This window comes from Rhodanobacter sp. KK11 (assembly GCF_033345435.1).
In the GTDB taxonomy this organism is placed as follows: domain Bacteria; phylum Pseudomonadota; class Gammaproteobacteria; order Xanthomonadales; family Rhodanobacteraceae; genus Rhodanobacter.
On sequence record NZ_JAWPMI010000001.1, the window covers coordinates 1,097,297 to 1,120,694 of the forward strand.

General features: G+C 68.3%; 26 protein-coding genes. 10 read left to right on the forward strand and 16 right to left on the reverse strand.

Going from position 1 to position 23,398, the window contains the following annotated elements; genetic code table 11:
• Nucleotides 1–3 precede the first annotated feature (3 nt).
• On the reverse strand, nt 4–396 hold the full coding sequence (locus tag R5H19_RS04855; protein WP_318157821.1) for an MAPEG family protein: 393 nt from the start codon (nt 394–396) through the stop codon (nt 4–6).
• Between the two features lie 124 nt (nt 397–520).
• On the opposite strand from R5H19_RS04855, the gene R5H19_RS04860 reads away from it, so the two are divergent.
• Nucleotides 521–1,384, forward strand: coding sequence for a neutral zinc metallopeptidase (locus R5H19_RS04860; protein ID WP_318157822.1), 864 nt, complete (start codon nt 521–523; stop codon nt 1,382–1,384).
• A 166-nt stretch (nt 1,385–1,550) separates the two neighbouring features.
• Complete coding sequence (locus R5H19_RS04865; RefSeq protein ID WP_318157823.1) at nt 1,551–1,937, forward strand: YkgJ family cysteine cluster protein; 387 nt, start codon at nt 1,551–1,553, stop codon at nt 1,935–1,937.
• A gap of 86 nt (nt 1,938–2,023) precedes the next feature.
• Here the strand turns inward: R5H19_RS04865 and R5H19_RS04870 are convergent, their stop codons facing one another.
• The 4 genes from R5H19_RS04870 to R5H19_RS04885 form a co-directional block, all read right to left on the reverse strand.
• Complete coding sequence (locus R5H19_RS04870; RefSeq protein WP_318157824.1) at nt 2,024–3,637, reverse strand: sulfotransferase; 1,614 nt, start codon at nt 3,635–3,637, stop codon at nt 2,024–2,026.
• 69 nt (nt 3,638–3,706) lie between these two features.
• Nucleotides 3,707–5,518 carry a DEAD/DEAH box helicase gene (locus R5H19_RS04875; protein WP_318157825.1) on the reverse strand — a complete coding sequence of 604 codons (1,812 nt, stop codon included), beginning with the start codon at nt 5,516–5,518 and terminating at the stop codon, nt 3,707–3,709.
• A 192-nt stretch (nt 5,519–5,710) separates the two neighbouring features.
• Nucleotides 5,711–7,036 carry a DEAD/DEAH box helicase gene (locus R5H19_RS04880; protein ID WP_318157826.1) on the reverse strand — a complete coding sequence of 442 codons (1,326 nt, stop codon included), beginning with the start codon at nt 7,034–7,036 and terminating at the stop codon, nt 5,711–5,713.
• A 171-nt stretch (nt 7,037–7,207) separates the two neighbouring features.
• Nucleotides 7,208–7,864, reverse strand: coding sequence for a class I SAM-dependent methyltransferase (locus tag R5H19_RS04885; protein ID WP_318157827.1), 657 nt, complete (start codon nt 7,862–7,864; stop codon nt 7,208–7,210).
• 130 nt (nt 7,865–7,994) lie between these two features.
• Here R5H19_RS04885 and R5H19_RS04890 point away from each other — a divergent pair, with 130 nt between their 5' ends.
• Both R5H19_RS04890 and R5H19_RS04895 read left to right on the forward strand, forming a co-directional pair.
• Entirely contained in the window at nt 7,995–9,227 is a 1,233-nt protein-coding gene (locus R5H19_RS04890) for an MFS transporter (RefSeq protein ID WP_318157828.1), read from the forward strand.
• Between the two features lie 53 nt (nt 9,228–9,280).
• Nucleotides 9,281–9,766, forward strand: coding sequence for a peptidylprolyl isomerase (locus R5H19_RS04895; RefSeq protein WP_318157829.1), 486 nt, complete (start codon nt 9,281–9,283; stop codon nt 9,764–9,766).
• A 163-nt stretch (nt 9,767–9,929) separates the two neighbouring features.
• Here R5H19_RS04895 and R5H19_RS04900 read toward each other — a convergent pair whose 3' ends face one another.
• The 4 genes from R5H19_RS04900 to R5H19_RS04915 all read right to left on the reverse strand — a co-directional run bounded on the left by R5H19_RS04900 (nt 9,930) and on the right by R5H19_RS04915 (nt 13,842).
• Nucleotides 9,930–10,442, reverse strand: coding sequence for a C40 family peptidase (locus tag R5H19_RS04900; RefSeq protein WP_318157830.1), 513 nt, complete (start codon nt 10,440–10,442; stop codon nt 9,930–9,932).
• A gap of 158 nt (nt 10,443–10,600) precedes the next feature.
• Complete coding sequence (locus tag R5H19_RS04905; RefSeq protein WP_318157831.1) at nt 10,601–11,809, reverse strand: TonB family protein; 1,209 nt, start codon at nt 11,807–11,809, stop codon at nt 10,601–10,603.
• A gap of 16 nt (nt 11,810–11,825) precedes the next feature.
• Nucleotides 11,826–12,212 (reverse strand): BlaI/MecI/CopY family transcriptional regulator, encoded by a 387-nt coding sequence (locus tag R5H19_RS04910; RefSeq protein WP_318157832.1) that lies wholly within the window; start codon nt 12,210–12,212, stop codon nt 11,826–11,828.
• A 325-nt stretch (nt 12,213–12,537) separates the two neighbouring features.
• Complete coding sequence (locus R5H19_RS04915; RefSeq protein ID WP_318157833.1) at nt 12,538–13,842, reverse strand: hypothetical protein; 1,305 nt, start codon at nt 13,840–13,842, stop codon at nt 12,538–12,540.
• A gap of 137 nt (nt 13,843–13,979) precedes the next feature.
• On the opposite strand from R5H19_RS04915, the gene hutG reads away from it, so the two are divergent.
• Both hutG and R5H19_RS04925 read left to right on the forward strand, forming a co-directional pair.
• Nucleotides 13,980–14,759, forward strand: coding sequence for an N-formylglutamate deformylase (gene hutG, locus R5H19_RS04920; RefSeq protein WP_318157834.1), 780 nt, complete (start codon nt 13,980–13,982; stop codon nt 14,757–14,759).
• Nucleotides 14,760–14,948: 189 nt separating this feature from the next.
• Nucleotides 14,949–15,209, forward strand: a complete 261-nt coding sequence (locus R5H19_RS04925; protein WP_318157835.1) for a hypothetical protein — start codon at nt 14,949–14,951, stop codon at nt 15,207–15,209.
• An 88-nt stretch (nt 15,210–15,297) separates the two neighbouring features.
• Here R5H19_RS04925 and R5H19_RS04930 read toward each other — a convergent pair whose 3' ends face one another.
• The 7 genes from R5H19_RS04930 to asnS all read right to left on the reverse strand — a co-directional run bounded on the left by R5H19_RS04930 (nt 15,298) and on the right by asnS (nt 21,351).
• Nucleotides 15,298–15,729 (reverse strand): Rid family hydrolase, encoded by a 432-nt coding sequence (locus R5H19_RS04930; RefSeq protein WP_318157836.1) that lies wholly within the window; start codon nt 15,727–15,729, stop codon nt 15,298–15,300.
• Nucleotides 15,726–16,391: a carbonate dehydratase gene (can, locus tag R5H19_RS04935; RefSeq protein ID WP_318157837.1), complete on the reverse strand. Its 666-nt coding sequence runs from the start codon at nt 16,389–16,391 to the stop codon at nt 15,726–15,728. Before can ends, R5H19_RS04930 begins: the two co-directional genes overlap by 4 nt.
• A gap of 37 nt (nt 16,392–16,428) precedes the next feature.
• Nucleotides 16,429–17,907: an aldehyde dehydrogenase gene (locus R5H19_RS04940; protein ID WP_318157838.1), complete on the reverse strand. Its 1,479-nt coding sequence runs from the start codon at nt 17,905–17,907 to the stop codon at nt 16,429–16,431.
• 87 nt (nt 17,908–17,994) lie between these two features.
• Nucleotides 17,995–18,786, reverse strand: a complete 792-nt coding sequence (locus tag R5H19_RS04945) for an SDR family NAD(P)-dependent oxidoreductase (RefSeq protein ID WP_318157839.1) — start codon at nt 18,784–18,786, stop codon at nt 17,995–17,997.
• Nucleotides 18,787–18,797: 11 nt separating this feature from the next.
• Complete coding sequence (locus R5H19_RS04950; RefSeq protein ID WP_318157840.1) at nt 18,798–19,112, reverse strand: hypothetical protein; 315 nt, start codon at nt 19,110–19,112, stop codon at nt 18,798–18,800.
• Complete coding sequence (locus R5H19_RS04955) at nt 19,109–19,936, reverse strand: MalM family protein (protein WP_318157841.1); 828 nt, start codon at nt 19,934–19,936, stop codon at nt 19,109–19,111. The genes R5H19_RS04950 and R5H19_RS04955 overlap by 4 nt, the downstream gene beginning before the upstream one ends.
• A gap of 14 nt (nt 19,937–19,950) precedes the next feature.
• Nucleotides 19,951–21,351, reverse strand: coding sequence for an asparagine--tRNA ligase (gene asnS / locus R5H19_RS04960; protein ID WP_318157842.1), 1,401 nt, complete (start codon nt 21,349–21,351; stop codon nt 19,951–19,953).
• A gap of 154 nt (nt 21,352–21,505) precedes the next feature.
• Here asnS and R5H19_RS04965 point away from each other — a divergent pair, with 154 nt between their 5' ends.
• From R5H19_RS04965 to rplI, 4 genes are all read left to right on the forward strand, one after another.
• Nucleotides 21,506–21,832: an iron-sulfur cluster assembly accessory protein gene (locus tag R5H19_RS04965; RefSeq protein ID WP_318157843.1), complete on the forward strand. Its 327-nt coding sequence runs from the start codon at nt 21,506–21,508 to the stop codon at nt 21,830–21,832.
• 184 nt (nt 21,833–22,016) lie between these two features.
• Entirely contained in the window at nt 22,017–22,439 is a 423-nt protein-coding gene (gene rpsF / locus R5H19_RS04970; RefSeq protein ID WP_318157844.1) for a 30S ribosomal protein S6, read from the forward strand.
• Nucleotides 22,440–22,453: 14 nt separating this feature from the next.
• Nucleotides 22,454–22,684: a 30S ribosomal protein S18 gene (gene rpsR, locus R5H19_RS04975; protein WP_291193821.1), complete on the forward strand. Its 231-nt coding sequence runs from the start codon at nt 22,454–22,456 to the stop codon at nt 22,682–22,684.
• Between the two features lie 135 nt (nt 22,685–22,819).
• The gene (gene rplI, locus R5H19_RS04980) at nt 22,820–23,269 is read left to right on the forward strand and encodes a 50S ribosomal protein L9 (protein WP_318157845.1); all 450 of its coding nucleotides are present in this window, start codon (nt 22,820–22,822) and stop codon (nt 23,267–23,269) included.
• Nucleotides 23,270–23,398: the final 129 nt, after the last annotated feature.

Consider the following 23,398-nt stretch of genomic DNA (forward strand, 5'->3'; position numbering starts at 1 on the left):
TGTTCAGCCGGCCAGCAAAGCCCGGCTGACGCCGATGCCGGCCAGCACCAGCAATGCAGCCCAGCCGGACATGCCGACCATATAGCCGGGGCCTCGCCTGGCGGGATCCTTCAGGTAGGCCAGCGCGTACCACACCCGGCCGACGACCCAGACCAGTCCGGCCAACCCGGCCCAGCCGCTGAAGCCGTAGTTCGCCGCCAGCCACAACGTGGGCAGGAACATCACCGTGCTCTCCAGCGTGTTCATCTGCACCCGGTAGGCGCGTTCGAACGCGGGGTGCCCGCTGGTGGCCGGCGCCTTGATGGCGTACTTGCCGCGGGCGTGGCCGACGGCCCACATGGTGCCGAACAGCAGCAGCACGGTGAGCAGGGTGACCAGGGCAGGCAGGTGGGTCATGCTGGAATCCTCGCGAAGGGTTGCCCCACTTTAGCGGCTGCGCGCGCCGTGGCGTGATGCCGGTCGACGCGCTATCGTCGCCTCGCGACGCCGGGGCGCATGCAGCAGTCGACGAGGTGGTCCTGTGGATTGGCGAAAAGGCGGCAGCAGCAGCAACGTGGAGATCGACAGCGGCGGCGGTGGCGGTGGCCCGCGCTTCGGCGGCGGCGGACGGATGGGCCTGGGCGGCCTGATCGTGCTGGCGTTGCTGGGCTGGATCTTCTTCAAGAACCCGCTGGCACTGCTGGACCAGAGCGGCCCCCTGCCGGGCGCCTCGACGCAGAGCGGGCAGCCGGTACAGGTCGACCCCGAGCAGCAGGCCTTCGTCAGCGCGATCCTGCATTCGACCGAGCAGAGCTGGGGGCAGATCTTCCAGGCGCACGGTGCGACCTACGTCGAGCCCAAGCTGCATCTGTTCAGCGGCGGCGTGGACACCGCCTGCGGCGGTGCCAGCGCGGCGGTGGGGCCGTTCTACTGTCCGGGCGACCAGAAGGTGTACCTGGACCTGGCGTTCTTCCAGCAACTGCAGGACGAGCTGCATTCCTCCGGCGACTTCGCCCGCGCCTACGTGATCGCGCACGAAGTCGGCCATCACGTGCAGAAGCTGACCGGCGTGTTCGACAAGGTCGAGGAAGCGCGTCGCCGCGGCGCGCCGATGGACGGCGCCGACGGCCTGTCGGTGCGGCAGGAACTGCAGGCGGACTGCTACGCCGGCGTGTGGGCGAACCACAGCCAGCAGGAGCTGGACTGGCTGCAGCCGGGCGACATCGAGTCGGCGCTCAATGCGGCCAGCCACATCGGCGACGACGCCTTGCAGCAGCAGGCGCAGGGGCGGGTGCGGCCGGACACCTTCACCCACGGCACCTCGGCGCAGCGGGTGAAGTGGTTCAAGGCCGGCTTCGAGGGCGGCGACGTCGCCCGGTGCAACACCTTCGCCGGCGAGCCATAAGCAATCGAGCCGGCAGCCGCACAGCGGTTGCCGGCTTTCCCGATCTCCTCCCCTGCATCGCAGGGGAGGGCAGGGTGGGGTAGCTCCTGCTTGCCTGCTGCGCAATGGATATTCGCTGCTCTAGAATTCGCCTCCTGTGCGCCTCGGGGCGCCCCCGGTCGCTTCGATGGAACATCCCTGCCTGCGTTGCGGTGCCTGCTGCGCGTTCTTTCGCGTGGCATTCCACTGGTCGGAAACGGAAGCCTTCCTCGGTGGCAACGTGCCGCCGGAGCTGACCGAAAAACTGGACCCGCACCGCGTGGCGATGCGCGGCACCAATGCAGCGCGGCCGCGCTGCGTGGCCCTGCAGGGCACGGTGGGCGAAGCGGCGCACTGCGGCATCTACCCGCAGCGGCCGTCGGTGTGCCGCGAGGTGCAGCCGTCGTGGGAGTTCGGCACGGCCAGCCCGCAGTGCGACAAGGCGCGGCTGGCCCATGGCCTGCCGGTGCTGACGCCGGAGGACTGGCTCGACCCGTTCGACGCCGGCGAGCCGCCGCTGCCGCAGAGCGCCTGATCCCGCGGCGCGGCGAGCCCGCTCGGAGCGGCGGTCATTCGTCGCCAGGAGAACCCGTCGGCGCCGTCGCAGCACGGCCGCCGCGCTCAGCCGATCGTCGGCAGGCCGAGGCCGAAGCGCAGCGGATCGAGCAGGGCGCCGTAGCGGCTGGCGCGGGCGGTATCACGCTGCAGCGGCTGGCGCACCTGCGCCGCGCTGGCAGTGCGCACGCTGCGCTTTGCGTGGTGATAGTCGAGGCAGGCGGAGTCGAACGGCAGGCTGCAGAACGCCAGCAGCGCGCGGATCTCGCGCTCGGGGTCGGCCAGCAGCGCCTCGTAGCGCTGGGTGCGAATGCGCTGCGGCTTGGCCGCCTGCCACGCGTCCATGATCCGCTCGTAGTCGCGGATATAGGCGGCAATGTCGGTCAGCGTGCAGGCGAAGTGCGGCAGCCGGTAGAACTGCTGCTTGTAGCAGGACCAGCCCGCTTCCAGCGCGTCGCGTCGGGCGTCGACGATGCGTGCGCCGGGCAGCATCGCGCCCAGCACGCCGGCCAGCAGCCAGTTCGACGGCAGCTTGTCGGTGTGCCGTGGCTTGTGCCGGCGCCAGCGTGCGGTGAGTGCCAGGTAGCGCCGGCCCAGTCGCTGCCAGTCGTCGGCCGTCGCTGCGGCGATCCACTGCGGCAGCGGCTGGCGTCGACGGGCGGACTCCTCGCCAAGCACCTGCTCCAGCTCCGGCAGTTCGCTGGCGCCCTCGACCTCCGGATGCGCGGCGAGGATCTGCTCGAACAGGGTGGAGCCGGAACGCGGCAGGCCGACGATGAAGATGACCTCGCGACCCAACTGCGGGTTCGCCGGCGGCGGCAGGCGGGCCGAGGCGGCGGCGATGGCCTCGGCGTGGGCGCGGAAGGCGCCGGCGTTCCAGGGATGAAGCTGGCGCAGCTCGGCGTTGGCCTGGCTCAGCGCGGCGAACGCCTGTTCGTAACGGCCCTGGTCCTCGCACACCTTGCCCAGCGCGAAACCCATCGCGATGCGGTCGGTGGCATGCAGCCCCGGCTGGCGCAGCGCCGTCGCCAGGCGTTCGCGGTCGGCGTCCGGCAGGGGCCGCGTCTTGATGTTGGCCAGCCCGCGCCAGGCGTCGCCGCAGGCCGGATGCAGCGCCAGTGCGGCACGGTAGCGTGTGCCTGCCTCGTCGAAACGGCCGGCGTGCACCAGCGCGTCGCTGAGCAGGATCAGTGCAGGCAGGAAATCCGGTGCCAGGGCGTGGGCCTGCTCAAGCGCCTCGATCGCCGCGGCGGTGTCGCCTTGCAATTGCAGGTTGCGGCCAAGGTTGAACCACGGCATCGGCGCGCGTGGCGCCAGTGCGCAGGCCCGCTGCCAGCTGGCGAAGGCCGCAGCGGTTTCGCCGGCAGCGAGCTGTGCGTTGCCCAGGTCGGCGTGCGCCAGCGCGTAATCCGGCCATTGCGCCACAGCTTGCTGCAGGGCCGCGCAAGCTTCGTCGTGGCGTTGCGCGCGGGCGTGCAGGATGCCGAGCATGCGCAGCAGCTCCGGGTGCGCCGGAGCCAGCGCGAGCGCCGCGTCCAACGCCTGCCGCGCGGTATCTTCGGCGCCGTCGCGGATGGCGTGCGCCGCCGCCTGCAGGTGCGCCATGGCGGCCGGCGCCAGTCCGTCGAGCCGCGGCTCGGCGCCGCGGGACGCTGGATGTTCGACGATGGGGCTGGGCATGCGGCGGCTTCAGGGCGGCGACCCGCGGATGTTACGCGGTCGGGCCGCCGCTTATCGAGCTGCCGCCGGTTACTTGCGCCGTGGCGGTTTGGCGCCGCCGGGCCGCGGCTTGAAGCCGCCCGGCTTCCTGAAGCCGCCCGGCTTGTGCGCGGGCGGCGTGCTGGTGCCGGCGTCGCTGCCGTCCCATTCGTGGATGCGCAACTGCTGCTGCACCACCCACACCTTCTTCAGGTGTTCGAACACTTCCTTCGGCATGCCGTCGGGCAGGTCGATCAGGCTGTAGTGGTCGCGGATGCTGAGGCGGCCGATGAACTGGCTGTCCAGGCCGGCCTCGTTGGCGATCGCGCCGATGATGTTGCCCGGTTTCACGCCGTGCTCGTGGCCGACCTCGATGCGGTAGGTGCGCTTGCCTTGCTCGGTGGCGTGCGCGCGCAGCGGACGCTGGCCGGACTCGCGCGGCGGTGCGTTCTCGTGCGCACGCGACTTGTGCTCACGCGGCATGCGCTCGCGCGCGGCCGGCTCATGCCTCTCGCGCTTCGGCGGCGGCGCCAGCAGCAGCGGCTGGTCGCCCTGGGCGATACGTGCCAGCGCGGCGGCGATCTCGATCGCCGGCACGTCGTGTTCGCGCTCGTACTGTTCGACCAGCTGCTGGAATTCGCCCAGCTCGCCCTGCGCCAGCATGTCGCTGATGCGCTGCTTGAACTTGCCGATGCGCACGTCGTTGACCACCTCCACCGACGGCAGCTGCATCTGCTCGATCGGCTGCCGGGTGGCGCGCTCGATCGCGTGCAGCATGCCGCGCTCGCGCGGGCTGACGAACAGGATCGCCTCGCCGCTGCGCCCCGCGCGGCCGGTGCGGCCGATGCGGTGCACGTAGCTTTCGGTGTCGTACGGGATGTCGTAGTTCAGCACGTGGCTGATGCGTTCCACGTCCAGCCCGCGCGCGGCCACGTCGGTGGCGACCAGGATGTCGAGCTTGCCGTCCTTCAGCTGCTGGATCACCCGCTCGCGCTGCGCCTGGGCGATGTCGCCGTTGATCGCGGCGGCGGCCAGGCCGCGCGCCTGCAGCTTCTCGGCCAGTTCTTCGGTGGCCTGCTTGGTGCGCGCGAAGATGATCATCGCGTCGAACGGCTCGGCCTCGAGGATGCGGGTCAGCGCATCCAGCTTGTGCATGCCGCTGACGAACCAGTAGCGCTGGTGGATGTTCGCCGCGGTGGTGGTCGAGGACTTGATGGTGACCTCGACCGGCTCCTTCAGGTGGCGTTGCGCGATCTTGCGGATCGGCATGGGCATGGTCGCCGAGAACAGCGCGACCTGGCGCCCGGGCGGGGTAGCCTGCAGCACCTTCTCGACGTCGTCGATGAAGCCCATGCGCAGCATCTCGTCGGCTTCGTCGAGCACCAGGAACTTCAACTCCGAAAGGTCCAGCGTGCCCTTGTCCAGATGGTCGATCACGCGGCCGGGTGTGCCGACCACGACGTGCACGCCGCGCTTGAGCGAATGCAGCTGCGGGCCGTAGCTCTGGCCGCCGTAGATCGGCAGCACCTGGAAGCCTGGCAGGTGCGCGGCATAGGTCTGGAACGCCTCGGCCACCTGGATCGCCAGCTCGCGCGTGGGAGCCAGCACCAGCGCCTGCGGCTTGCCGGCCTTGCGCTCGATGCGCGAGAGGATCGGCAAGGCGAATGCGGCGGTCTTGCCGGTGCCGGTCTGTGCCTGGCCCAGCACGTCGCGGCCTTCCAGCAGCGGCGGGATGGTGGCGGCCTGGATCGGCGAGGGCGCTTCGTAGCCGACGTCGGCCAGCACGCGCTGAACGTCGGGATGCAGCGCGAGTGCGCCGAAGCCGGACGACACCGGGGCGTGGTCGGGAGCGGGGGACGACATGGGGGGAACCTCAGGGAAGGCAGCGTCGGGAATGCGGCGCGCAGGCCAGCCATTCTACCAGCGTCGGTAGTCGCGCGTGCCGGTTCCGGCTGAACGTGGATGTGACGGGTGGGTGGTCCCGCCCGGGTTTGCCGGAGGCGAAACGAATGCGGCGGCCGTCAGGCCACCGCATTCGACTTCACCTGGCCCGGCTCAGGCCTTGGCGGCCGGACGGTGGTTCGAGCGGCGGCGCTGGTGGCCGGCGGCGTGATCGCCGCGGCCCTGCGGCGTGTAGCCGTTCGGCCGCGCCGCGCCGGCAGGCTTGCCCTGACGCGGTGCGCGCGACTGCTGGCGCTGGCCGCCGCCCTGCTTCGGACGCGGCGCACCGGCATCCAGCCGCAGCGGGGCGGACGGCTCGTAACCGGTCACCGGCGTGATCGCGATGTCCTGCTTCAGCAGCTTGCGGATGTCGTGCAGCAGGCCGCTTTCGTCGTGGCTGACCAGCGACAGTGCGAGGCCTTCCATGCCGGCACGGCCGGTACGGCCGATCCGGTGCACATAGTCCTCGGCCACCGACGGCAGGTCGAAGTTGATCACGATCGGCAGCTGTTCGATGTCGATGCCGCGGGCGGCGATGTCGGTGGCCACCAGCACGGTGACGCGGCCGCTCTTGAAGTCGCTGAGCGCACGGGTGCGCGCGTTCTGGCTCTTGTTGCCGTGGATCGCGGCGCTGCGCAGGCCGGACGCATTGAGGAAGGTCACCAGCTTGTCGGCGCCGTGCTTGGTGCGGCTGAACACCAGGCTCTGGCGGCGGCTGTCCTGCGACAGCACGTGCAGCAGCAGGTCGCGCTTGCGCGAGGCGTCTACCGGATGCACCTGATGGCTGACCAGGGTGGTCACGGTGTTCGGTGCCGAGACTGAGATCTCGCGCGGGTGGTGCATGAACTCCATCGCCAGCGTCTTGATCGCCGGCGCGAAGGTGGCCGAGAACAGCAGGGTCTGACGCTTCTTCGGCAGCGCCTGCAGGATGCGCTTCAGTGCCGGCAGGAAGCCCATGTCGAGCATGCGGTCGGCTTCGTCCAGCACCAGCGTTTCCACCGCGGACAGGTCCAGCGTGCGTTGCTGCATGTGGTCCATCAAGCGGCCGGGGGTGGCGATGACGATGTCCACGCCACGGCGCAGCGCGTTGATCTGCGGGCCCATGCCGACGCCGCCGAAGATGGTGGTGGCGCTGACGTGGATGTGCTTGCCGTAGTCGCGCATGTTCTCGTGGATCTGCGCAGCCAGCTCGCGGGTGGGGGTGAGGATCAGCGCGCGCGGGCGGCGGGTCATGGTCTGGCCGCTGGTCGAGAGCTTCTGCAGCAGCGGCAGCGCGAACGCCGCGGTCTTGCCGGTGCCGGTCTGGGCGGCGGCGAGCAGGTCGTGGCCCTCCAGCGCGGGCGGAATCGCGGCGGCCTGGATCGGGGTGGGCTGTGCGTAGCCGTAATCGGCGAGCGCACGCAGCAACGCGGGCGCAAGGCCCAGCGAATCGAAAGACATGGAACACTCCTGAGCAACCCGGAGTGTTCATACCGTGTTGCAGACTGAGGGGAAGGGGCGGCGAGGCGCCGCAGCACCCGTGGGGGACGAATGCGTGGCCGAGTATAGCCGATCCGCCGCCGCCGCGCGCGTTGACATGGCGTGAGGTTGAACGCCGCGCCGGGAATCGCTTCAGCGATGCGGCCGCGCCACGACCAGGTAGCTGTTGAACGGCGTGCGTCCGCGCAGCGGCTCGATGCGCACCTCGAGTCCGGCGTCTTCCAGCGGCGCACGCAGTTCGCCGGCAGTCGGATAATGCTGCGCACCACCGGGGATCCAGCCGGAGCTGCGCAGGAAAAATTCTTCGACGCGGGTGGCCTGAAAGCGCCAGTTCGGTTCGCGCAGCACGTTGCGGATGATCAGGCAGCCCTCGGGCGCCAGGTGCCGGGCGGCCTCCCGCAGCAAGGCGGGCTGGCGTTCGGCGGGCAGGTAGTGCAGCACGTCGAGCAGCGCGACGTGGCCGTGCATCGGCGGCAGCTCGGATACGTCGGCATGGCGCAGGCTGATCGATGCCGCGAGTCCGGCACGCTGCACGGCAAGTTGCCCGGCGACGATCTTGCGCGCGTCGTGGTCCACGCCGAGGTAGGGGCGGGCATGGCCCTGCGCGTGCAGGTACAGCCCGAGCAGGCCGATGCCGCAGCCAATGTCGAGCAGCGGCAGCGCCGTGCCGGCCACCAGCGCGGCGGTGGCGGCGTAGACCGGGTCGCCGGCGAGCTTGCCGAGGACGTAGCCGCGCTGCAGGCGGCTGTCGTACAGCTGGGCGATACGCTGGCGGCTGCGGTGGTCCATCCGAATCCCGGTTCAGGCCATGCAGGAAGCTTAGAGCCTGCGCAAAGTCTCCGGATACCCCTCGCCGGGAGCTGTTTGCGCGCGAGTACCATCGGCGCCGGCGGGCGACGTCCCGTTCGAGGAGAGACCGATGTCGCTGCTTGCCCCCTTGCGTGAACTCGATGCCACCCAGCGGCACACGGTGCTGGCCAGTTTCCTGGGCTGGACGCTGGATGCGTTCGACTACTTCCTGCTGACCTTCGTCATCGTCACGGTGGCGAGGGAGTTCCAGGTGGGCACCGCCGAAATCACCTACGCGCTGTTCCTGACTCTGGCGGCGCGGCCGCTGGGCGCGCTGCTGTTCGGGCGGCTGGCCGACCGCTTCGGGCGACGGCCGATCCTGATGCTGGATGTGGTGCTGTTCTCGCTGTTCGAGTTCGCCACGGCATTCGCCTCGTCGCTGAGCGCGCTGCTGGTGCTGCGCTTCCTGTTCGGCGTCGCGATGGGCGGCGAATGGGGTATCGGCGCGTCGCTGGCGATGGAGTCGATTCCGGCAAAGGCACGTGGCGCGGTGTCGGGCCTGCTGCAGAGCGGCTACCCGTGCGGCTTCTTCCTCGCTGCGCTGGCGAACTGGCTGCTGATCGACCACATCGGCTGGCGCGGCCTGTTCGTGGTCGGCGCGCTGCCGGCGCTGCTGGTGCTGTACATCCGCCGCAAGGTACCGGAGTCGGCGGTATGGCAGGAGGGCGCGCGGGCGGCGCGGCGACCCGGCCTGCGGGAAGCCATGCGCGGGCACTGGAAGCTGGCGATCTACCTGATGCTGCTGATGACGGCGTTCAACATGTTCAGCCACGGCTCGCAGGACATGTACCACACCTTCGAGGAGGTCAACCTGCACCTGCCCACCGGCTCGGCGGCGGCCTTCGTGCTGGTGGCGCTGCTGAACCTGGGGGCGCTGGTCGGTGGCCTGTACTTCGGCGCGCTGTCGGAGCGGATCGGCCGGCGCCGGGCGATGATGCTCGCCGCGCTGCTGGCGATTCCGGCGATTCCGCTGTGGATGTACGGCGGCTCGCTGGTTCTGCTGGGGCTGGGCGCGTTCCTGATCCAGGCGATGGTGCAAGGCGCCTGGGGCGTGGTGCCGACGCATCTGAACGAGCTGTCGCCGGCGGCGGTGCGCGGCACCTTGCCGGGCTTTGCCTACCAGATGGGCAATCTGCTGGCGGCCATCACCGCTACTGCGCAAACCTGGCTGGCGCAGCGGCATGGTGGCGATTTTGCGTTCGCCATGGCGCTGTGGATGACGCTGGTGGCGCTGCTGCTGGCGTTGCTGCTGTGGCTGGGGCCGGAGGCCCGTGGGGTGGGCTTCGCTCACCGCGTGTCCTAGCTTGGCGGGCTGCTGCTAGAATCCGCCGTTTGATTCCACCGACGAGACAGGCAATGAAGGCTGGCAAGGACAAGGTCATCGCAATCCACTACACGCTGACGGTGGATGGTGAGAAGGTTGAAAGCTCGCACGACCGCGATGAGCAGCTGTGGATCCTGCTCGGCCATGGCCAGCTGATTCCGGGCCTGGAAACGGCGTTGGAAGGCCACGAGGCCGGCGAGACGCTGAGCGTGGACGTGGCCCCGGCCGACGGTTACGGCGAGCGTCAGGAAGGCCAGATCCAGCGCGTGCCCAAGAAGTATTTCCCGCGGGCGAATCGCCTCAAGCCGGGCATGACGACCGTGCTGCAGTTGAAGCAGGGCGGCCAGCGTGCGGTGACCGTGCACAAGGTCGGCATGAGCACGATCGACGTCGACCTGAACCACCCGATGGCAGGCAAGACGCTGCATTTCGACGTGGCCATCGGCGAAGTGCGCGACGCCACCGAGGAAGAAATCGCCCACGGTCACGCCCATGCGCCGGGCAGTGCGGAGCACTGACCGGCGCATAAAAAGTCAAAGCAAAAACGGCGCCCTCGGCGCCGTTTTTTCGTTTGCCCTCTCCCCTTTCAGGGGAGAGTTGTGACCGCCAGGGAATCCCTGTGGGGGAGAGGGGTAGCTCCGGCCTCCCTCAAACCCGGTTTCTCCCCGTCCACTCAACACCTCAATCCAGCACCCGCTTCCCATAGGCGAAATGGTCGCCCCAGTACGGCCCGTCGATGTCGTCCAGCCGCACCGTGCCGCCACTGTTCGGCGCGTGCACGAAACGGCCCTTGCCGACGTACACGCCGACGTGGCTGATCGCGCCGCCGATGTCGAAGAACACCAGGTCGCCGCTGGCCAGCTGGGTCATCTTGCGTACCTTGCGGCCGTCCATCGAAGCCATCTCGTGCGAGGTGCGCGGCAGCCTGATGCCGGCGGCAGTACGGTAGATGTAGTCGACCAGGCCGCTGCAGTCGAAGCCGCCGGCCGGGGTGTTGCCGCCCCAGCGGTACGGCGTGCCGACCAGCCCGATCGCGCGGAACAGGACGTCGTTCGCCTCCCCGGCGCTGGCGGCCGACGGTGCGCGCGGCGGCAGGTCGGCCAGTGCCGACTGCGAGGCCTTGTAAGTTGGCTGGCGCCGTTGCGGACCGCTGGCGCACGCGGCCAGCAAGCCGATCGCAAGGAAAAGCAGCATCCAGCGCGCGATTTGCGGCAGCGCTAACGACGAGGGCATTCGGGCGACGGGCTGCGGACTCACGAGACAACCTCGGCTGGGGCGTGCCGAGGTTATCAATTCAATAATTCATACGCAAATCAATGCACTTTTTTGCATTCTGGATTCAATTTCTCAACTTAATCCTGGTTGGTTCCGTCGGGAAGCGGCGTCAGGGCGAATTTGACCGGCACGCGCGCGTAGCCGTCGATCGGCTTCCCTCCCTTCATCTGTGGATTGAAGTGCCATTGCCTTGCCGCATCGCTGGCGGCGGCGATCAGGTCAGCAGACGTGGTGGTGCTGTGCTTCGGGTCGTAGGCGATGGTGCCCACCGTACCGTCGGCATGGACCTGGACCGTCAGCAGTACCGTACCTTGCTCGTTGTTCTTGATCGCCGGAGCAGGGTAGCGGGGCTGGAGTTTTGCGTTGTAGGTCAGATCCGATTCGGCTTGCCGATCGGACGACGGCCCAGTGCTGGCCTGGACCACGAATACGCCGCCTGCCATCAGCGTGGCGAGTGCAAGACAACCGACGCGACGGCGCAGGGCGCCGGGACGATGACGCTGGATCATGGTGAGTCGCTCCTTGAGTTGTGGCTCGGCGAGCCAGGGAATCAACGCGGGTACGGAAGGCGTGCCCACGCTGTGCATCAGGATGCGCGCGTAGCCGGCTTCGTCTTGCGGCGACTCACGCAACACGCGCTCGTCGCAGGCCAGCTCCTGGTCGAGCCGGAATCTTGGCAGCGCCAGCCACGCCAGCGGGTGGAACCACAGCAGTGTGCAGCCCAGCTCGGCGAGCAGGTTCCACAACACGTCGCCGCGCTCAAGGTGGGCCAGTTCATGGCGAAGGATCAGCCGGCGTTCCGCGGCATCGAAGCGCTGCATGAAGTCCGGCGGCAGCAGCACCAGGCTGCGCGGCGCCCACAGTACGGCAGGCCCGGCCGGATGCAGGCGCAGGCGGCGCGGATCGAGCGCATCCATTTCGCGTCGCAGGGCGATCGTCAGGAGGGCGGGCAGGCGGCGGCAGTGCCGACGCAGGCGCAGGTAGCGGGTGGCCAATCGCAGCAGCCCCAGCGACACGCCGACCAGCCATGTCGCCCGCAGCCACGATCCGACGGGAGCGTCGAGGATGGGGACGACCGCTGTCACGGCGGCGTCGCCCGGCAGCACGTGGATCACCGGCAGCATCGGCCATGGCGCCGGCAGGGCGGGCAGCCACGGCAGCACGGCCACCAGCGGCGGCAGCAGCCACAGCGTGAATGCGGGGCCGGCGCCGACGCTCCGTCGCAACGGGCGCCGTGCCAGCAGCACCACGATCATGGCCAGGGTCACGAGCAGCAACGAGCGCATGGTCACGGTATCCACTTCAGCGCCCTTTTTTCTCGATCGCGTCGAGCAGCTTGCGCAGCTCGGCGACGTCCTTCGCGCTCAGTTTCTCGTGGGAGCTGAAATGCACCAGCAGCGGCGATAGCCGCCCGCCGAACACGCGATCGAGCAGGCTGCGGCTTTCCTGCGATTGCCATTGCTCCCGGGTCAGGGTGGGCGAATAGAGGTAGCGTCGGCCGTCCCTGTCAGCGATCACCGCGCCCTTGCCGAGCAGGCGGCTGAGCAGGGTGCGGATGGTTTTCTCGTGCCAGCCGGTGGGTTGCAACAGGGCAGCGACGATCTCCTCGGAGGTTTGGGGAGACTGCCGCCACAGCAACTCCATCACCCGGCTTTCGGCCTCGCTGATGGCAATGGGTCTGTCGGGCATGGGCGCGCTTCCTTTGGATTACATGTGTAGTTTAAGTGTAAGACTACGCCTGTAATTCTTTCAAGGCAAGCGCTCGGGCGACCGGAAGGAGGCTGCCGGGCCGGGCATGGCGACCAGCACGGCGCGTTCGTCGAATGGTCGTCCATCGGCGCTCGTGCCGCTGCCGGCAAGCGCGGGAATGCGCAGGCAAAAGATGTTCTTCGCATCGCGCGGGAAGATGCGGCGGTCGCCGGATGGTCAGGGTGGTGATGTTGCCGTGGCGTGTGGACAGCCCTGGTTTTCTCGCCGCACCGTCAAGCGATCAGGCGGGTCCGGACGCACGCAGCTAGCGCTTGTTGACCGTGATGACTTGTTCGGACAGGGTTCTGCCGCGGATGTCCCAGGCGCGCAACCGGTAGCGGCCGGGCCGCAGGTACAGCTTGCTCACGGTGTCGCCCTGCATGAAGGCGTAGCGGTCGGCGGCGACGGCGTCCTCGTCTTCGTCGAGGTAGTGCGCGTCGACGACGCAGGGGGTGGTGACCCGGCACAGGGTCGTGCTGACCGTGTACGGGAAGCGCTCGTCGTGCAGGGTGAGCCATTCCGGGCGCTGCGTGTTGACGAAGTGCGCCAGCATGGGTTGGCTGCGGATCATGTCGTGCACGATCGTCGAGGGCTGGGTATAGCCGCTCTCGACGGCGCGCTGGCCGGCGGCGGGCGGCAGCAGCACGTTGATGTCGTATTGCTCCGGGTGGGCGCTCCACGGCTTGCCGGTGGTGCGGTCGAGCAGGACGAAGGGGTCTTTGGAAGGAAAGTTCCTGACCAGTTCCGTGTAGGCGTCCGGCTCGCTGGGCACCTGCTCGCGGAACTGGGTCTGGTCGATCGACAAGGGTTCGATGCCGGTCAGCTGTTGCAGTTGCATGGCCATCGGCACGGTGTTGCCAAGCCGGCCCTTGGCCTTGTCGATGTGCGCGTAGCCGGCGTGGACGAACAGCCTGGCGTCGGGATCCTTGGCAAACACCTTGCGGTACAGGTTCCGGGCCTGCCCGGCTTCGCGTTCCTGCGTGCTGCGACTATCCATGTCGTAGGACACGACCTTGAAGCCCAGCTTGATCGCCGTGCGCACGATCTCGCCGTACGAGGGTTCGCGCAGGTATTCGCTGCCGCTGGTCCGGATCGGGTATCCGCGCTTCATCAGGCTGGCGTCCTTGTCGAGCAAGGCCTCCGCCGCGAAATAGTCGAAGCCAAGCGCGCGCAGGCGGGGGAGCAGGGCCAGCGTGAGCTGCCGGGTATGGGCGTCGTGGTGCGCCTCGTTGATCAGCACGATGCGGCGGTCGGCGGCCTGCCGGACGATGACGTCGACGGCGTCGGCGGCTTTCCATTGTGCCGCCGTGGGGATGGCGGTGTCCGCCGCCACGTGGCTCTTCAGCGGGAAGTCGCGCAGCGCCTCGTTGTAGAGGCCCAGTTCGTTCTCGACCGAAGCGAACATCTGCATCGCGAGTGGCCGGTCGGCGACGGGGAGCTCCTGCAGCGTCTTGACCAGGTAGACGTAGCGGGCCAGATCGTTGGGTTGCTGCCGCAGGCCGTGGAACATCTCGACGGCGGCAGGGCTGAAGTCCTGCGCCAGCACTGGCGAGGCCAATGGCGCGCCCATGCAGAGTGCGACGGGAATCATTCGGAACAGTGCTCTGGCCGGCATCTTCAATCCCCGCGGATGATTCGGGACTAGCGTGCCTGCGTGCGCGCCGGCAGGCAAGCTCCTGCGGCCCCGGGCCCGGGTACAATGCGTCGATGGCAACCTTTACCTTGCAGCGCGGTAGTGCGCCGCTGTTGATCAGCCTGCCGCACGACGGCAGTTTCATTCCCGACGACATCGCCGCGCGGATGCGTCCGGCGGCACGCCGTGCGCCGGACACCGACTGGCATGTCGGCCGGCTGTACGAGCCGCTGGCCCGGGCGTTGGGCGCCAGCGTGCTGAAACCGCAGCTCTCGCGCTATGTCGTCGACCTGAATCGCCCCGTCGACGGCCATGCGCTGTATCCGGGGCAACGCGAGACCGGCTTGGTTCCACTGCTCGGCTTCGACGGCGAGCCCCTGTATCAGGATGGCGGCGAGCCGGACGCCGCCGAAATCCAACAGCGGGTGAACGATTGCTGGCGGCCCTACCATCAGGCCATTGCGCAGGAACTTGCGCGATTGTGCGCGGAGCATGGCCGGGCAGTGCTGTGGGAAGGGCACTCGATCCGCAGCCGGGTGCCCATGCTGTTCGAGGGGCGACTGCCGGATTTCAATCTCGGCACGGCGGCCGGGGCGAGCTGCACCCCGGCGCTGCAGGCCCGGCTGCAGACCTGCCTGGAGTCGCAGTCGCAGTTCGGTTTTGCCGTCAACGGCCGCTTCAAGGGCGGCTACATCACGCGCCATTACGGCACGCCCGCGACCGGCGTGCAGGCCGTGCAACTGGAGTTGGCGCAGCTCAATTACATGGACGAGGAGAGCTTCGCGTACGACGAGGCGAAAGCGCCCGCGGTGCAGGATCTGATCGGCCGCATGCTGCGGACCTGCCTGGCCTGACCGCAGGTTGTTGCGAGTCCGCACGGGCGTGGCGAAAGTCAAGATCGCGCCGTGCACGATGCGCGGGAAGACGCGCGTTCCATTCAGCCTTGGTATTCCATCACCGTCGCATCGTCGGTTCGTCGCGCCGCCCGAGTGGCCGGGGTCCGGCCGGGTCCGCGATACCTACATCGTCCGAGGCTCGACATCATGATGCGTAAACTCCTGACTGCTTCACTGCTTGTGGCGGGCGTCGTGCTTGCCGGTTCCGCGCTGGCCCAGGCTGCTCCCGCTTCGCAGGCGGCTGCTCCCGCGGCGCAGGCAGCTCCCGCGGCGACTCCCGCTGCCGCCGCAGACGCTGCACCGAAGACGGCCATGCACCACAAGTCGCACCACAAGTCCCGCCATCACAAGAGCCACAAGGCCGCCGCCGGAGGCACGACGCCGGCGCCGGCATCGACGGCGGGCTGATGGTGTCGTAGTTGGACCGGAACCCCGCCGGCGCAGTCCGGCGGGGTTTTTCATGGGCGCGACTTGTCCGCGCGCCGTCCCCGGCAGTTCAGCGCGACGGCGCCGGCAAGGCGGCGATGCATTTCAGCTCGATCGCGATCGGCGTGGGCAGCGCGTCGATGCCCACCGTGGTGCGGCAGGCGTCGACGCCGGCGAAATGTTCCGCGTAGAGGCGGTTGTAGGCGGCGAAGTCGCGCTGCATGTCGGTGAGGAATACGGTGACGTCGAACAGATCCTCCCAGCGTGCGCCGCTGGCTTCCAGCACCGCGCGTACGTTGGCGAACACCTGCCGGCACTGCGCCTCGATGTCGTAGTCGACCAGTCGCCCGTCCGCGTCGTGGACGTTGCCGGGAATCGCGTTCGTGCCGGGCTGGCGCGGCCCCACGCCGGACAGGAACAAGAGGTTGCCCACGCGCCGTGCGTGCGGGTAGGCACCGACGGGCACCGGCGCGGCGTCGGTGCGGATGCCTTCGCTGTTCATGCCGTGCCGGCCCAGCGCCGCGTGAGCTGGATCACCGCCTGTTCGTAGGCCTCGGGCAGCTGCTTGCGGCCGCGCACGTCCAGGCCCAGGTCATGGATGTGGCCATCGTCCAGCCCGTAGATCCAGGCATGCACGGCCAGTTGCTGGCCGCGTTCCCACGCTTCGCGCACCACCGTGGTATGGCAGACGTTGAGCGCCTGCTCCAGTGCGTTCAGTTCGCACAGGTGCGCGTGGCGCATGGCGAACGACTGCGCCGGATCGAGCTTGTCGGCATGCTTCAGGGCAATGTCGGTGATGTGCCTGAGCCAGTTGTCGATCAGGCCAAGCCGGCTCTCCTTCAGCACCGCACCGACGCCGCCGCAACCGTAGTGGCCGACGACGAGGATGTGCTTCACCTTGAGCACGTCCACCGCGAACTGGATGGTGCTGAGCGCGTTGAGGTCGGTATGCACCACCACGTTGGCCACGTTGCGGTGCACGAAGATCTCGCCCGGCGGCAGGTCGACGATCTGGGTGGCCGGCACGCGCGAATCGGAGCAGCCGATCCACAGGTACTTCGGCGCCTGCTGGCGCGCGAGCTTCTCGAAGAAGTCCGGTTCCTGCGCGGTGACCTGGTCGGCCCAGCGGCGATTGTTGGCAAGCAGGTCTTTCAGTGAGTTCATCAAGACTCCGGGTCCGGGATGCGGTAGGCGGATGGCGCTACGGTGCAGCGCCGTACGCGATGCAGACGTTCTTCGGCTCGGTGAAGAAATGCAGCGCTTCGCTGCCTCCTTCGCGGCCGACGCCGGATTGCTTGGTGCCGCCGAACGGCGTGCGCAGATCGCGCAGCAGCCAGCAGTTGATCCACACGATGCCGAAGTCGAGCCGGCCGGCGAGCCGGTGCGCGCGCGCGAGGTCCCGCGTCCACAGCGAGGCAGCCAGCCCGTAGCGGCTGTCGTTGGCGATCGCCAGCGCCTCGGCTTCGTCCTCGAACGGGATCAAAGTGACCACCGGGCCGAAGATTTCCTGCTGGTTGGTCGGCGCCGCGGACGGCAGGCCCTCGATCACGGTCGGCGCGATGAACCAGCCGCCAGCGCAGCGGCCATGCAGGGTGACCGCAGCGCCGCCGCAGAGCACGCGACCGCCTTCGGCGCGGGCCTGCTCGATGCAGCCGAGCACCTTGTCGTAGTGCGTGCGCGAGACCATCGCGCCGAGGTCGCTGCCGGCGTCGCGCGGGTCGCCCACGCGCAGCGCCTGCACGCGTGCCAGATAACGCTGGCGGAAGGTGTCGTAGATCGAGCGCTGCACCAGTAGTCGCGAGCCGCACAGGCAGACCTCGCCCTGGTTGGCGAAACCCGAGCGCACGATGGTGTCCAGATTCGCGTCCGACAGGTCGGCGTCAGCGAACACGATCGCCGGGTTCTTGCCGCCCATCTCCAGCGATACCTTCTTGAACTGCGCGGCCGCGGCGGCGGCGATCCGTGCGCCGGTGGCGGTGCTGCCGGTGAACGAGATCGCCCTGATCTGCGGATGGTCGATGATCGCCTGGCCCGCAGCGGGACCGCGACCGTGCACGATGTTCAGCACGCCGGGTGGAAAGCCGGCCTCGATGCTCAGCTCGCCCAGCAGGGCGGCGGTGCACGGCGTCACTTCCGACGGCTTGGCCACCACCGTGTTGCCGGTTGCCAGCGCCGGCGCGATCTTCCAGCTGAACAGGTACAGCGGCAGGTTCCACGGGCTGATGCAGCCGACCACGCCGAGTGGTTGGCGCAGGGTGTAGTTGATCGCGGCGCTACCGGTGGAACCCGCTTCCATCGCGTGCGACTCGCTGCCCCAGCCGATGATCGCAGCGGCGAAGTAGCGCAGGTTGCTGACCGCCCGCGGGATGTCGAGCCGGCGCGCAAGAGCCAGCGGCTTGCCGCTGTCGCGCGACTCCAGTGCGGCGAATTCCTCCAGCCGCGCCTCGACCAGGTCAGCCAGCCGCTGCAGCAGAAGCGCGCGCTGCTCGATCGGGGTGCCGGCCCATCCTGCCGCGGCCCGGCCGGCGGCATCCACTGCCGCGGCGACGTCCGCCGCCGTCGAATCGGGGCACTGCATGAAGACTTGGCCGGTCGCCGGCTCGTGCACGTCGAGCCAGGTGTCGAGCCGGGGCGCCTGCAGGCGACCATCGATCAGATTGGCTAGGCGCGGAGTGGGCATCCGCGCAAGCTTAGGACCAGCGTGCCGCAATTGCACCGGACGCCGGCGTATGCGCCGGCGTGCAATGGGGCGACGACGACGGATCGCTCAGCTCAACGCGCGGGTGCGACCACCGTCCACCGCGATGCTGACGCCGTTGACGTAGGCGGCCGCGGGCGTGCACAGGAACGCGATCACCGCGGCGACTTCGCTGGCTTCACCGAACCGGCGGGCCGGGACCGTGGCCATCAGTTCGCGTGCGACGGCGTCCCGGTCGCGACCGCTCGCGGCCGCCTTCGCGGCGAGCAGGCTGTCGAGGCGCTGGGTGCGGGTGTAGCCGGGCAGCACGTTGTTGACGGTGATGCCGTCGGCAGCCAGTTCGGCGGACAGGGTCTTGGCCCAGCCGGCGACCGCGGCGCGCACGGTGTTGGACACGCCCAGCCCGGCGATCGGCTCCTTCACCGAAGTGGAGATCACGTTGACGAGACGGCCGTAGCCGCTTTCTCGCATGCCGGGCAGCACGGCATGCAGCAGCACCTGGCCGGCCAGCAGGTGCTGGCGGAATGCCGTCTCGAAGGCCGCCGGTTCCGCCCTGTGCGCCGGGCCGCCCGGCGGTCCGCCGGTGTTGTTGATCAGGATGTGCACCGCAGCGCGGGCGACGATCCCGGCAGCCGTGGCCTGCAGGCCGGCGATGTCCAGCATGTCGACGCTGTACCAATCGTGCCGCTGCCCGGCACGTGTCTGCGGCAGGCTTTCGGCGACGTCCTCGAGCTTGTCGCCCGAGCGCGCCAGCAGGGTGACGCTGGCGCCGAGTTCGGCCAGCTCCATCGCGCTGGCGCGGCCGATACCCTGCGAAGCGCCGCAGACCAGCGCGTGACGTCCACCCAGATCCAGTTGCATGCCGTGCTCCTTCAGTGCACCCACAGCCGCATGGCCAGCGCGGCGAGCCAGCACAGCCAGCCCAGCCATTGGCTGTAGCGCCATGCCAGGCGCCAGCGGTCGATCGCGGCGTCGCCCAGCGCGGGCAGGGCCGGAGAGCGCAGCACCTGCTGCATGTTGGCCCAGATGCGGAAGCCGGAGAGCCGGCCTTGCGCGGCCGCAGCGATGACCTGCCAGTGCTGCGGGTAGCGTGCGCGCAGCAGCGCGGCGACCCGGAACGGCGCCACGTACGACAGCACGAACAAGCCGACGCCGCTCGCCAGCAGGGCGAGGTAGAGGGCGATCATGGCGGGCTGTGGCCGGTCTTGCCGCCGTTGCCGTTGTTGCTCCAGGGCAGCGGCAGCGCGGTGCGCAAGGTGTTCAGCACGCCGTCGCCCTTCGCGGCCTTCTTGCAGATCGCGTTGTTGAGCGCCTTCTCGTAGGTCTTGTTCATCATGCCCACCCACAGCACGCCGTCCGGACCGTGCGGGATGCTGAAGCTGCCGGTGGAATTCATCTGCAGCGTGGCGGCGCTGGAGCTGGAGAACGATGCCGGCGACTGCTCCCAGTAGGTCTTGCCCGACTGCTGCTCGGCGGAGCTGTAGACCAGCAGGTAGCGTGCCTGCTTGCTGTCGATCTTCAGGCTGCCGAAGGCGCCGGTGGTTTCCTCACCCCAGCCCATGTGTTCGCACAACCCGATGTCCTCGGAGCGGATCGGCTGGAAGCCCTCGTCCAACAGCACCACGGTAGGCGCGAACAGGTAGCTTGCGTGCAGCCAGCGGCCGTTCAATTCCGACTTCATGGCGACCTGGTACGGCAACTTCACGTCGATGGGCAGGCGGAAGGCAAGGAAGTAGCTCTGCGTACCGTTGAGGTTGGCGACCATGCTGCCGCTGCCCAGCACGAACTTCTGCGGCTGCCACGGCAGCATGTTCCGGTAGGAGAAGTCGGCGAAGCTGCTGCAGCACGGCGTGGCCTGCATCAGCTGCAGCTGGGCCAGTTTCAGTGCATCGCCGGTATTCTCCGATGGCGGTCGCAGGTTCGGCGGCAGCAAGGCCTTGGCAGTGTGGCAGCCGCCCAGCAGGGCGGCGAGGGCCAGTACGGCGGCGATGGCAGGGAATCGAAGCGACATGGCGGGTGGGTTGCTCAGAATTCGGCCGTTCCGGCGGCCCGGGGATAGGGAATGGCGTCGCGGATGTTGGACAGGCCGCAGATGTAGACCAGCAGGCGCTCGAAGCCGAGGCCGAAGCCGGCGTGCGGTACCGTGCCATAACGGCGCAGGTCGCGGTACCAGCCATAGGCGGCGGGGTCGAGGCCGAACTGGACCATGCGGCGGTCGAGGTAGTCCAGCCGCTCCTCGCGCTGGCTGCCGCCGATGATCTCGCCGATGCCCGGCGCCAGCACGTCCATCGCCGCAACCGTCTTCTCGTCATCGTTCAAGCGCATGTAGAACGCCTTGATCGCCTCGGGGTAGTTCATGACGACCACAGGACGGCCGATATGTTTCTCGGCCAGGTAGCGCTCGTGCTCGGTCTGCAGGTCGATGCCCCAGGCCACGGGGTATTCGAACTTCTGGCCGGACTTCTGCAGGATGGTGATGGCGTCGGTGTAGTCGATGCGCTCGAACGGCTTGGCGATGAAGGCTTCCATTCGGGTGATTGCGTCGCTCTGCACGCGCTCGGCGAAGAACGCCATGTCGTCGGGGCGCTCGTCCAGCACGGCCTTGAAGATCGCCTTGAGAAACGCCTCGGCGCAGTCGGCATCCGCGGCGAGGTCGGCGAACGCGATCTCCGGCTCGACCATCCAGAACTCGGCCAGGTGGCGCGGGGTGTTGGAGTTCTCGGCGCGGAAGGTGGGGCCGAAGGTGTAGACCTTGCTCATCGCCAGCGCGTACGCCTCGACGTTGAGCTGGCCGGACACGGTGAGGAACGCCTCGCGGCCGAAGAAATCCTTGCGGAAGTCGATCTTGCCCTTGTCATCGCGCGGCAGGTTGGCCAGATCCAGCGTGGACAGCCGGAACATGTCGCCGGCGCCCTCGGCGTCGGAGGTGGTGATGATCGGCGTGTTGATCCAGAAGAAGCCCTGTTCGGTGAGGTGGCGGTGGATCGCCGTCATCATGGTGTGGCGCACGCGGGTGACCGCGCCGAACAGGTTGGTGCGCGGGCGCAGGTGGGCGACCTCGCGCAGGAATTCCATGGTGTGCTGCTTGGGCTGGATCGGGTAGGTTTCCGGGTCGTCGACGAAACCGGTGACGATGACCTCGTTCGCCTGCAGTTCGAACGCCTGGCCCTTGCCCTGCGAGGGGACCAGCGTGCCGGAGACGATCACGCCGGCGCCGGCGGTGAGGTGTTTCACCTCGCTGTCGTAGTTATCCAGGGTGGCCGGTACCACCGCCTGGATCGGGTCGAAGCAGGAGCCGTCGGTGACGTTGACGAAGGACAGGCCGGCCTTGGAGTCGCGACGGGTACGTACCCAGCCGCGCACGGTCACCGCGCTGCCGGCGTCGAGCTTGCCGGAGAGAGCCTGCTTCACACTGACCACGGCCATCGGTTGGAACTCCTGCTGATGCGCCGCGTGCCGGCGCGTAAGATGATGATGAACGGCGCAGGCAGCGGCGCCGCAAGGCCAAACCGGCATGATAATGTAGCTGTCACCCGCGCTGCGACTTTCCGGGCCATCCAGTCGAGGTCGATCCACCGCCATGAGCATCACCATTACCCCCGCCGCCAATGAACGCATGCGCCACTTTCTGGCGGGTACGCCGCAGGCGGCCGGAGTGCGTTTCGGCGTCAAGCGCACCGGTTGTTCCGGTTTCGCCTACGTGGTGGACCTGGCCGACGCGGTCGGCGAGGGCGACCGGCTGGTCGAGGTCGACGGCTTGCCGCTGATCGTCGACGACAAGAGTCTGGCCATGGTCGATGGCACGGTGATCGACTTCCAGCGGCAGGGGCTCAACGCCAGCTTCGTGTTCCACAACCCGAACGCCACCGGGGAGTGCGGCTGCGGCGAGAGCTTCACCGTCAGCTGAATGTCGGGGTCTCCTGGCGTCGTCATGCGGGTCATGGTTTTCAATGACTTGCGTGACCATTCGTAGGCGCCGTACAATTCCGCTTCTGCCCACGCCCGAAGCGGCGCCGGCAGGACACTTGCCTCACCGCACCGGCGGGAGGCTGCAGGGCCGCAAGGCCGCATCCACAAGGAGTCAACCCACAATGACCCTGCGTCATTACGAAGTTGTGTTCATGGTCCACCCTGACCAGAGCGAGCAGGTTCCGGCCATGCTCGAGCGCTACAAGGCCCTGATCGAGACCGACGGCGGCAAGATCCACCGCCTGGAGGACTGGGGCCGTCGTCAGCTGGCCTATCCGATCGTCAATCTGGCCAAGGCACATTACGTGCTGCTCAACATCGAAGTCAGCCAGCATGCGCTGAACGAGCTGGAGTCGGGTTTCCGTTTCAACGACGCCGTGCTGCGTCATCTGGTGATCCGTCGCGACGAGGCCGATACCGAGCCGTCCTTCATCCTGAAGTCGAAGGAAAAGGACGACGCCAAGTCCACCCGTCGCCGCGACGACGAGGGTGACGGCGAGGGCCGCGGCCACGACCGCGACAACGATCGCGACAGCGACGACTGATCAGGAGCACAGACATGTCCAAGTTTTTCCGCCGCCGCAAGTTCTGCCGCTTCACGGCCGAGAACGTGAAGGAGATCGACTACAAGGATCTCAACACGCTGCGCCAGTACATCACCGAGAACGGCAAGATCGTGCCCAGCCGCATCACCGGCACCAAGGCGCGCTACCAGCGCCAGCTGGCCACCGCGATCAAGCGCGCGCGCTTCCTCTCGCTGCTGCCGTACACCGACAACCACGACGTCTGAGCGTGACCGTCCGCAGCCTGGCGCTGCGGCGGGTAGTCCCGCCCGGCTACGGCCGGGCGGGACATCGGACATCCTTCGGACAACCGTCCTCTGGCTGCATCGGGCCGCACCGGTGCTAACGAACAGGAAAGCATCATGGAACTCATTCTTCTGCAGAAAGTCCGCAACCTCGGCAACCTGGGTGACAAGGTCACCGTGAAGCCGGGTTACGGCCGCAACTACCTGCTGCCGCAGGGCAAGGCCGTGCGCGTCAATGCCGCCAACCTGGCCGCGTTCGAACAGCGCCGCGCCGAGTACGAGGCGAAGGCCAACACCATGCTGGCCAATGCCGAGTCGCGCAAGGCCAAGCTGGCCGAGGTCGCGGTGACCATTGCCGCGCACTCCAGCGCCGAAGGCAAGCTGTTCGGCTCGGTCGGTCCGCGCGACATCGCCGAGGCGCTGGTCGCCGCCGGCCACGAAGTCCACAAGAACGAAGTGATCCTGGGCGAAGGCCCGCTGCGCAACGTCGGCGAGTACGACGTGGTGGTGAGCCTGCACGCCGACGTGCAGACCACGGTGAAGGTGATCGTGGTCGGCGACAAGTAAGCTTCATCCGCAGGCTGGAAGCATCCGGGCGCCGCGAGGCGCCCGTTTGTTTTGCGATGCCCGTGCCCCGGGCACTTTCTTATCCACGTCGCTCCACAGCTTATCCACAGACTTGTTGTCTCGACGGGC

Excerpts from the sequence above, each read along its gene's own strand:
- R5H19_RS04855 (WP_318157821.1), bottom strand. The coding sequence starts at position 396 with ATGACCCACCTGCCTGCCCTGGTCACCCTGCTCACCGTGCTGCTGCTG.
- R5H19_RS04865 (WP_318157823.1), top strand. The coding sequence starts at position 1,551 with ATGGAACATCCCTGCCTGCGTTGCGGTGCCTGCTGCGCGTTCTTTCGC.
- R5H19_RS04870 (WP_318157824.1), bottom strand. The coding sequence starts at position 3,637 with ATGCCCAGCCCCATCGTCGAACATCCAGCGTCCCGCGGCGCCGAGCCG.
- R5H19_RS04875 (WP_318157825.1), bottom strand. The coding sequence starts at position 5,518 with ATGTCGTCCCCCGCTCCCGACCACGCCCCGGTGTCGTCCGGCTTCGGC.
- R5H19_RS04880 (WP_318157826.1), bottom strand. The coding sequence starts at position 7,036 with ATGTCTTTCGATTCGCTGGGCCTTGCGCCCGCGTTGCTGCGTGCGCTC.
- R5H19_RS04885 (WP_318157827.1), bottom strand. The coding sequence starts at position 7,864 with ATGGACCACCGCAGCCGCCAGCGTATCGCCCAGCTGTACGACAGCCGC.
- R5H19_RS04890 (WP_318157828.1), top strand. The coding sequence starts at position 7,995 with ATGTCGCTGCTTGCCCCCTTGCGTGAACTCGATGCCACCCAGCGGCAC.
- R5H19_RS04895 (WP_318157829.1), top strand. The coding sequence starts at position 9,281 with ATGAAGGCTGGCAAGGACAAGGTCATCGCAATCCACTACACGCTGACG.
- R5H19_RS04900 (WP_318157830.1), bottom strand. The coding sequence starts at position 10,442 with ATGCTGCTTTTCCTTGCGATCGGCTTGCTGGCCGCGTGCGCCAGCGGT.
- R5H19_RS04905 (WP_318157831.1), bottom strand. The coding sequence starts at position 11,809 with ATGCGCTCGTTGCTGCTCGTGACCCTGGCCATGATCGTGGTGCTGCTG.
- R5H19_RS04910 (WP_318157832.1), bottom strand. The coding sequence starts at position 12,212 with ATGCCCGACAGACCCATTGCCATCAGCGAGGCCGAAAGCCGGGTGATG.
- R5H19_RS04915 (WP_318157833.1), bottom strand. The coding sequence starts at position 13,842 with ATGGGCGCGCCATTGGCCTCGCCAGTGCTGGCGCAGGACTTCAGCCCT.
- hutG (WP_318157834.1), top strand. The coding sequence starts at position 13,980 with ATGGCAACCTTTACCTTGCAGCGCGGTAGTGCGCCGCTGTTGATCAGC.
- R5H19_RS04925 (WP_318157835.1), top strand. The coding sequence starts at position 14,949 with ATGATGCGTAAACTCCTGACTGCTTCACTGCTTGTGGCGGGCGTCGTG.
- R5H19_RS04930 (WP_318157836.1), bottom strand. The coding sequence starts at position 15,729 with ATGAACAGCGAAGGCATCCGCACCGACGCCGCGCCGGTGCCCGTCGGT.
- can (WP_318157837.1), bottom strand. The coding sequence starts at position 16,391 with ATGAACTCACTGAAAGACCTGCTTGCCAACAATCGCCGCTGGGCCGAC.
- R5H19_RS04940 (WP_318157838.1), bottom strand. The coding sequence starts at position 17,907 with ATGCCCACTCCGCGCCTAGCCAATCTGATCGATGGTCGCCTGCAGGCG.
- R5H19_RS04945 (WP_318157839.1), bottom strand. The coding sequence starts at position 18,786 with ATGCAACTGGATCTGGGTGGACGTCACGCGCTGGTCTGCGGCGCTTCG.
- R5H19_RS04950 (WP_318157840.1), bottom strand. The coding sequence starts at position 19,112 with ATGATCGCCCTCTACCTCGCCCTGCTGGCGAGCGGCGTCGGCTTGTTC.
- R5H19_RS04955 (WP_318157841.1), bottom strand. The coding sequence starts at position 19,936 with ATGTCGCTTCGATTCCCTGCCATCGCCGCCGTACTGGCCCTCGCCGCC.
- asnS (WP_318157842.1), bottom strand. The coding sequence starts at position 21,351 with ATGGCCGTGGTCAGTGTGAAGCAGGCTCTCTCCGGCAAGCTCGACGCC.
- R5H19_RS04965 (WP_318157843.1), top strand. The coding sequence starts at position 21,506 with ATGAGCATCACCATTACCCCCGCCGCCAATGAACGCATGCGCCACTTT.
- rpsF (WP_318157844.1), top strand. The coding sequence starts at position 22,017 with ATGACCCTGCGTCATTACGAAGTTGTGTTCATGGTCCACCCTGACCAG.
- rpsR (WP_291193821.1), top strand. The coding sequence starts at position 22,454 with ATGTCCAAGTTTTTCCGCCGCCGCAAGTTCTGCCGCTTCACGGCCGAG.
- rplI (WP_318157845.1), top strand. The coding sequence starts at position 22,820 with ATGGAACTCATTCTTCTGCAGAAAGTCCGCAACCTCGGCAACCTGGGT.